Raw genomic sequence first — 8,166 nt, 5'->3', positions numbered from 1 at the left:
CCTAATTGTCTCGCTTTTGTCTGCTTGTTCGTGCGCCACAATTTCTGCTAACCGCGCCTCGGTTTCTGCATCTAGTCGGACGGCAATTAGTCCCATATTATTACTGCTATATTTTGTTTGTTATACAAGTATAACGCAGGCGATCGCGCCTGGATACAATGTTTTGTATCTTGAGTCGAGCGCAACTACTTATAGAAATTGAGCAGTGGTGGGAATTATCGACCTTCAGGCGATCGCTTTATTAGCCTACATCTTGTTTATACCCAAAGATTGAGAATTATACCTATATATTCAACTTGAAGCGTAAATCTGATACTCTAAACTTGAGTAGAATTCAGTTTTATAGTTATGTCATTACAACTGAAGGTTCCGAGTATTGTCTGCGATGGCTGTGCAGAAACAATTACCAAAGCGGTTAAATCTGTGGATGCAGATGCTCAAGTTGATGTAGATGTTTCGGCTAAGACTGTGAAAGTGGAAGGTGTACAGTCTGAAGAGTCAATCAAACAAGCTATTACTGCTACTGGTCACACGGTAGAGTAGAATCGACAAATTCTAGAATGTGTTGTGCTGTAATTTGTGGCTGTTCTAGATGAGGAACGTGTCCGCAATCTTTAATCCAAATCAGTTGACTTTGGGCGATCGCGCGTTTAAATCTATAAGCATCGGTAGTACCCAAGATCCGATCGTCTTTTCCCCACAGGATTAATGTTTGCGATCGAATTTGGTTGAGTCTATTTTTGAAAGAACTATATCCACCGCTTTTAGTAAAAGCAATTAACGCCTGACTCCACTGAGAGCATTCTAAATGCAGCGCGGCACAAACTTGAGCGTCAATGGAAGCAAGAGTTTTATTTTTATAAGCAGCACGACTAATGCTGTGACGAATCCTCGGATTGCGTAAAAACTCAGTTGCTAAACGATCCAGTGGTGGAAACATATATTTACTCATTACCGAACCACCAGCTACCCCTGCACTATCAATCAAGACTAACTTTTGCACCGCATCTGGATATGTCAGCGTGAAATCTATGGCTGCTGCACCTCCCATTGAGGCACCGACTAAAATTACAGGCTTTTGAATTAGAGTTTTCCAGAAATAATATAGATGAGTCTTAATCGCGTCAGGAGTTATTTTGACTTCTGCAACTCTATTGGTAAATCCAAAACCAAATAAATCGACTGCCCAAGTTTCGTGATGAGCTGCTAATAGTGGTAATAATCGACGAAACTCCAACACGGAACTATCGAAACCGTGAATTAATAGTATGGGTTCTCCACTACCTTGTCTTACGTATGTGGTTGCGATTGCCTCTTGAGATAATGGAGTGGCGATCGCTTGTTGCTGTATATTCTGAGCTAGCGCGATCGATGTCGCTTCAGTAAGTTGCGTGACCAGATGGGGGAGAAATTGAGCAAACATACAAGTTGACTATCTGTAACTGGAATTATAATGTGCGACCAATTGCGATCGCTCGATCTTTTTGTAGAGAAGACTGGTAACAGAGTTTTTTGTGGATAACATACTCAAATAAACGCACTATACACATAAAGATGAGAATTGATGTATTACCTGGGTTTGTCTTGGATTTGACTCGGATTCTCAACTAGAAAATCGCAAGAGAGTTTCGCGCAAAGACGCAAAGACGCGAAGAAAACAGGGTAAAGGGTAAACGGGCAAAAGTGTCAAGGGCTATTGAGTTCTGCTAACACCGCTGCCTTTCTAGCCTTTCCCGATTTATTCATTTGAGCGCTTTTTAGCTGCGAGGTATTAACACGGGCTTTTACTGCTAAAACCCTAGACATATTGATATACCAAGGTTATAGTAGGTTGCGGAAAGACGCATTATCGTAACCATGAGCCAATTAAGTCGGCTGACAGCCCCTAAATCGAGTTTCAACATCCAACCCCAAGAAGATATTTTGGGAAATTTATTGGCGAATAAGCGCAGCGAAAATACTCGTCGCGCCTATGCTAAAGATTTAAAAGATTTTTTCGTCACGATGGCAGGAGTTGAACCAGATCGAAACTTAATTGCCGAATTTCTCCAACTTTCTCGATTCAACGCGACAGCCTTAGTACTTAAATATAAGGCAGTTCTGATCGATCGCAATTTATCGGAAGCAACAATTAACCGTCGATTAGCCGCAATAAAATCTTTAGTTAACTATGCGCGTCAAATTGGGATGTGCGATTACAGTTTGGATGATATTACGGGAGAGAAGGTAAAAGCTTATCGCGATACGAGTGGGGTGAGTTTAGAAGCGTATCGTCAGGTGTTAGATATTGTCGATCGCAACACGCTTAAAGGCAAACGCGACTATGCGATATTAAGATTGCTGTGGGATAATGCCTTGAGACGCGGAGAATTAGTTAAAGCGAATGTAAGTGACTTCGATCCAGAGGCGCGATCGCTAACTATATATGGAAAAGGTCGAGGCACTCAAGCTGAGACAATTAGTTTATCTGAGTCTACAGTAGCAGCATTGCAAGATTGGTTGTGCGAGCGCGGTAAAGCTAAGCGTAACGAACCATTATTTATCGCACTCGATCGCGCTAGTTACGGTCATCGTCTCACTGGTACTGCTATATATAAGATCGTACAGGCAATAGCAGAAACAGCAGGATTGAAAAAACGCCTCAGTCCTCACAGAGTTCGACATTCTGGAATTACAGCTGCATTGGATGCGACAGGTGGAAACGTTCGCATGGTACAGAAATTATCTCGTCATGCCAGGTTAGATACATTAATGGTTTACGACGACAATCGCCAAAATCACCAAGCCGAAGTCACCGAATTATTAGCAGCAATGGTTGAGGAAGAAGTCGGGAGTCGGGAGTCGGGAGTCAGGGGAAGACTGAGAGAGTAGTTACTAACAACCAATTACCAATTACCAAACAAATCTGGCAGCGTAGACAAAGGAGGAATATACTCAGCATAATCGCGATCGAGAGATTGCAGATCGCAACCAGTAATTTGAGCCACCACAGCAGGATTGATACCCGCACTCAAACACATACAAATAAACGTGTGTCTTGTATTGGAAGGTTTGCGATATTCCACACCAGCCAACTCCAACATTTTCACCCAAGCACGATTGCGAAAATTGCGATCGTCAATCGGTAATCCTTCAGGACTCGGGAAGATAAGATCGTCTGGTAAATAATTTTCAGGCTTTCTAGCTTGGAGCAATAATCTAATTCTGTCATTTAAGGGAATGGAGCGAGCTTTATTTGTCTGAGGTACACCCCGACTGATAGATTCTCCAGCCCAAATACTTGACAGATCGAAATTAATATGCAGCCAGCGTAAAGCGATCGCCTCAGTAGTTCGCACCCCAGTCAAAAATAAAAATTCGACAAAATCGGCATAGTGTTTGTATTGAGGGTGAGTTTTGAAAGCAGCTAAAATTGCCTTAACTTCCTCTTGTGTAAATGGTTTGAGTGGTTGTTTGGGTGCTGACTCCACCTGCTTTTGTAAATCTTTCCAGGGGTTCGCTTCCACAAAACCTTTCGTTATTCCCCAACTCCAGCAAGCACTGAGTAAAATCAGCCGTTCTTTCCTGGCGCGTTCGGCGTTCTTACTCTGAAGCCAAGCATTGAATTGTTCCGCATGAGTTTGTAGAATTGCGATCGCATTTTGTGCGGCTAGTAATTTCCGCCTCTCATCCTCTCGATAGTAAAACTGGTGCAGGTATTTCAGAGTTGTCTTGTAGCGATCTAAACTTCTGGGATGTAAAGACTGAGACTTATACTCCATAAACCGTTGGAATAGTTCGGCACAAGTGAGGAGTTGCGCGTCATTAACTGGTTTTTCAGTTAAGCTTTGGGGTTTGTATTTAGCCAGAGTAGCGTCAAAATTGCCAGAAATTACATCCAACTCAATCTGACGCGCCTTCAACTCCGCCAACATCCGACTTTCTTGAGTATCTGGCAATCCTAAAGATAAGCAATATCGCTTTCCTGCAACTCGCCAACGCAGCCTCAGCCTATCCTTAAAACTTTCTACAACAACTGAACCTTTACTTGCTTTCACTGTTGGGTATTTATTTCGTGTTTTAGGTATATAGATGAGATAGTTTAGCACGCTGAGACTTTGGGTAAAGATAACTCGATTGCGTTTAAAAAGTTTTCCAGTCGAAGTTTAGGTATAATTGACGCATTTTAGGTATGAATGTGATTTAGAGTTTCATTTATATAAATAACTGGGTATAAATTTCTAATTTTGGGTATTTTTTTGATGTTTCCTAATACATTCATTCGCACATCTGCGTTTCAATAATTCTAGAAACGAAGTACTGCAAACCCAGTGAAACTAGAAACATTACTAGCACGCGATCGCACCATTCGCGTTATCGGCTTTGACGATGCGCCATTCGTGCGCCGACGTAGTAGCAGTGTCTCAATCGTCGGTGTTATTTGTGCAGAGACGCGATTTGAAGGGATGGTATGGGGAAAAGTGCGACAAGACGGCTGGAACGCTACAGATACAATCTGTCGGTTACTAATAGGCAAAAAATTTCTGCCTCAACTCCACGTATTGCTATTAGATGGAATCGGCTTCGGTGGCTTTAACATCATCGACTTACCCAAACTTGCAGACAAACTAAAAATTCCCTGCGTTACCCTCATGCGCCGACAGCCAAACATGACAAAGATAGAAACAGCATTGCAACGCTTACCTCAACCCCAACGCCGTTTAGAACTGATGCGTCGTGCGGGGACAGTTCACGCATATCCACCATTTTTCTTTCAAGTCTGCGGAGAAGATCCAAATATCATCGCCACCGTATTACAAAGATTAAGCGATCGCGGTCACGTACCAGAAGCCCTGAGGTTAGCACACTTAATCGGTGCAGCAGTCGTCAAAGGTGAAAGCGGGAGTTCAGCATAGCGCCTTTGCTACGCCAGTCGCACGGCAGTCGCTACAACGAGGGAAACCCCCGCAACGCGCTGCCTCGTCTTTGCGCGACACGATGATTCGATCGCCAACTCAAAAAGTAGCACATTTACCGAGAGTTGAATTTCCCTACAATCGGCATGATGAGGTATGCGCTGAGATAGCTAGCCATGACCTCACAACCAGAACGAATCGAGATAAAACTAACAATACCAGCTACACAACCCCAGTTGTTAGAAGGATTAGATCTGTGGTTGCGCCTGGGGTTGCTTTCTGAAACTCAAGTTATCCAAATTTGTCGCACTCACCTAGTTTGTGCCTTACCCGTAGCTGAAGTATCTCCTCAAGAAGAATTTATTACGACAACACAAGCAGAAACGCCAGTTCCGATTAGAACTCGTCCCGCACCCATAGTCAGTCAGATTTTATCTTCCCTCATGGAAGAAATTAGCGTCGTGTGGCTGCTATTTTTAGGCGTGTTCATGGTAGTCGTATCCTCTGGGGTACTAGCTGCGAGTCAGTGGCAGAATTTTTCCTCAGTCGGACAATATGCCATTTTATTCGGCTACACCTTAGCATTTTGGTTTGCTTGCTGGTGGACGCGACAACGACCGAATTTAAGTTTGACAAGCAGGATTCTACAAGTCACCACCCTATCCCTAATTCCAGTAAACTTCTGGGCAATCGATGGGTTTCAGTTGTGGTGGGATGGATTGGGATTAATAGTAGGAGCGATCGCAATTTTAAGTTTATCCGCGATCGCCTGGACGGTGTTGCAAGCTGCATTACCGATTAGAGTGAATACTCTTGCACTGAGTTGGCTGCAATTGGGTTGGATAATACCTGGGTTCCCCCTCATTGCTATCTATAGCGGTACGGTAGGGACAGCAGGAGTATTATGGCATCGGGTAGAAAAGCGTCGGGCGACGAGTTTAATTGATTTAGGGATTAGTGGCGTTGTTCTTGCTATTTCCACCTTACTGCTTTTCGGTAGGGGAGTCCTACGTGCAGGCGTACCCATAGATGCAATTGGACTGGCGTTAGGGATTTGCGGCTGGGTGCTTTGTTGGTTAACTCGCCGTCAGGTAGAACCTCTATTGACTCGCACGGGCATCGGGCTATTAGTATTAGGTTGGATAGTCGCTGTCAGCGTCGAACCGCCTTGGCAAGCGATCGCAGTTAGTATTTTAGGTATCTGGTTATTAGCAAATCGTCTGCAAAGACTTTGGCAAGTATGGGATTTACTCGCCATATTTTTTGTCGGATTGCAGGCTTACTGTTTGTTGTGGCGGTTGATTCCCGTTGCAGGGAGACAGCAAATTATCGCCTTGGCAACCCAAATCGCTGGGGGTTATTTATTCCCAGGAGAACTCATTGGGCTGGCACTTTTTCCTTATATTATTGTTACTTTAATTGTCTCCTCGCGCCTCCGCCGTGCCTCTCAACCAAATTTAGCTAACCACACCGAAGGCATGGCATTGATTTTAGGAAGTATTCTTGCTTTATTTAGTCTATTTAATCCCTTAGTGCGATCGCTCTACTTATTAGCTTCTACTCTTACCTTAATAATTGTCCTCCGTCAGCGTCCAACTCTCGCCGCATGGTTAATTTATCTCACGCACGTAACAGGAATATTAACTTTATATGCATGGATAGGTTGGGGTTTTCCCAATCTCAATGCTCGATTTTGGGCAGTCATTTTATTAATTGGCATGGTAGCAGAATGGGGTTGTAGTTTAGCGATCGCACATCCAATCTGGCAGCGTAGTGCGTGGTATATCGGTTTAGTCTTAGCAGGCTTGAGTTATCCCTTACTCATAGCATCAAATCCATCTTGGGGATTAATTTGGCTAGCCACTCCAGCCTGTCTTACATTTCTGGGTAGCCGTGCCATTCCTCAAGCAAGATTAGCAAATTGGCTGAGTGTTGTTGCTTTACTTCTAGCCCAAATCCTAACTGAAGCTAGGGTAACTCCTTTATTAATAAGTACGGCAGTTGCCACCAGTTTAATGTTATTCAACACGCAAAAATTGCGATCGCAACTTGCCGCAGCAATCACTGTTGGATTTGGTTTGAGTTTTGCGGGAACTTGTCTGTGGCAAATTTGGGGGGTTCCCCTCAATTGGTTACCAACATGGATTGGCGTTGCTTTATGGGGGTTGTGGTTGTTACGTTCTCGTAGGGGCGCACAGTTGTGCGCCCCTATGGAAATTTATGCTCTAGCATTAGACGCTTGGGCGATCGCGCTGAGTATAATTAATTTAACTTTTCTAACTTTAGGTCGGCTAGAAGTTTACCCCATACAAGATTTCTACATAATTTTTGCAGCAGTTATAACCACAGGAGCAATTACTTATCGTAACTGGCAACAACCGACAAATTTAGGTTTTTCCGGGATTGCTTGGGGTACAGAATTAGTAGTAGCTAGTATCGTATGGTGGACTGTACCATCTTTTATAAATATTGCGATCGCTAATTTAGGATTAGGACTAGCAACGCAATTAGGTGGTGACTGGTGGGTACGTCGTTCTGCCTTGCCTTACCTTTCTAGTTGGCACGTTATCTCGCTTATATATGCAGTCATAGGATTAATCTTCGCCCACTATACATTTACTGCCTACACAGGACTTTACACGTTAGCAGCCGCATTAGTGGGAATTGGTGTTGGAAGGCGTTTACCTCTGCTCAAACCAATTACATTTATATCTGTATTTGGTCTTTCCTTTGCTGCTTACGAACTCTTAGTTTATCAATTAATCCAATCCAAAGGAGGGCAAGCAGGGGATGGCATAGTCTTACTATCAACCCTAGCCTGTGCGATCGCAATTACATATCGTTTCTGTTCGCGCTGGTTACTATTTTATTGGAGACTTACACCTCAAGAATTACTCGTAATTACCCATCTTCACTGGGGAGTTGGCAGTCTTTTTTCCCTACTAGCATTAGGAGTAAATTTAAGTAATTTTGGTAGCAATCTTTGGCTAGCGATTGCGGCAACATTAGCAGCTTATGCAGCTTGGCAAGGACGGAATCGCCATTTTTGGGTATATTTGTCAGTCATACAATTAACAATTGCGATCGCCCACCTCTTAGAGCGAATTTTACCATTAACTGCACTCTTAAATTGGGCATCTGCGATCGCTTGTATTTTTGCCTACCTTTTATACTCGTTACCTTGGCAAACTTGGGGATGGTCGAAACAACCTTGGCAACATTCTGCTACTATTTTGCCAGGAGTAATTGTATTGCTCACAGTTGGCGGCTC

Annotated in this window: 6 protein-coding genes; 4 read left to right on the top strand and 2 right to left on the bottom strand. The window is 43.5% G+C overall.

The features are described from left to right. Window positions 1–348 precede the first annotated feature (348 nt). Window positions 349–543: a heavy-metal-associated domain-containing protein gene (locus ACRC32_RS02650; RefSeq protein ID WP_438552520.1), complete on the top strand. Its 195-nt coding sequence runs from the start codon at window positions 349–351 to the stop codon at window positions 541–543. Here the strand turns inward: ACRC32_RS02650 and ACRC32_RS02645 are convergent. Next, the gene (locus ACRC32_RS02645; RefSeq protein ID WP_438552519.1) at window positions 521–1,423 is read right to left on the bottom strand and encodes an alpha/beta fold hydrolase; all 903 of its coding nucleotides are present in this window, start codon (window positions 1,421–1,423) and stop codon (window positions 521–523) included. The genes ACRC32_RS02650 and ACRC32_RS02645 overlap by 23 nt on opposite strands. 434 nt (window positions 1,424–1,857) lie before the next feature. Between ACRC32_RS02645 and ACRC32_RS02640 the strand changes: the two genes are divergently transcribed. Further along, entirely contained in the window at window positions 1,858–2,871 is a 1,014-nt protein-coding gene (locus tag ACRC32_RS02640) for a tyrosine-type recombinase/integrase (protein WP_438552518.1), read from the top strand. 14 nt (window positions 2,872–2,885) lie between these two features. Here ACRC32_RS02640 and ACRC32_RS02635 read toward each other — a convergent pair whose 3' ends face one another. Then, window positions 2,886–4,037 (bottom strand): tyrosine-type recombinase/integrase, encoded by a 1,152-nt coding sequence (locus ACRC32_RS02635; RefSeq protein WP_438552517.1) that lies wholly within the window; start codon window positions 4,035–4,037, stop codon window positions 2,886–2,888. A gap of 273 nt (window positions 4,038–4,310) precedes the next feature. Between ACRC32_RS02635 and ACRC32_RS02630 the strand changes: the two genes are divergently transcribed. Further along, complete coding sequence (locus ACRC32_RS02630) at window positions 4,311–4,895, top strand: DUF99 family protein (RefSeq protein WP_438552516.1); 585 nt, start codon at window positions 4,311–4,313, stop codon at window positions 4,893–4,895. Window positions 4,896–5,071: 176 nt separating this feature from the next. Next, window positions 5,072–8,166, top strand: a 3,095-nt coding sequence (locus tag ACRC32_RS02625; protein WP_438552515.1) for a DUF2157 domain-containing protein, incomplete at its 3' end; no start/stop codon positions are given.

This window comes from Chroococcidiopsis sp. (assembly GCF_051657925.1).
Lineage (GTDB): Bacteria > Cyanobacteriota > Cyanobacteriia > Cyanobacteriales > Chroococcidiopsidaceae > Chroococcidiopsis.
The sequence above is the reverse complement of the archived record's forward strand: the minus strand, read 5'-3'. Positions and strand labels throughout refer to the sequence as shown.

Excerpts from the sequence above, each read along its gene's own strand:
- ACRC32_RS02650 (WP_438552520.1), top strand. The coding sequence starts at position 349 with ATGTCATTACAACTGAAGGTTCCGAGTATTGTCTGCGATGGCTGTGCA.
- ACRC32_RS02645 (WP_438552519.1), bottom strand. The coding sequence starts at position 1,423 with ATGTTTGCTCAATTTCTCCCCCATCTGGTCACGCAACTTACTGAAGCG.
- ACRC32_RS02640 (WP_438552518.1), top strand. The coding sequence starts at position 1,858 with ATGAGCCAATTAAGTCGGCTGACAGCCCCTAAATCGAGTTTCAACATC.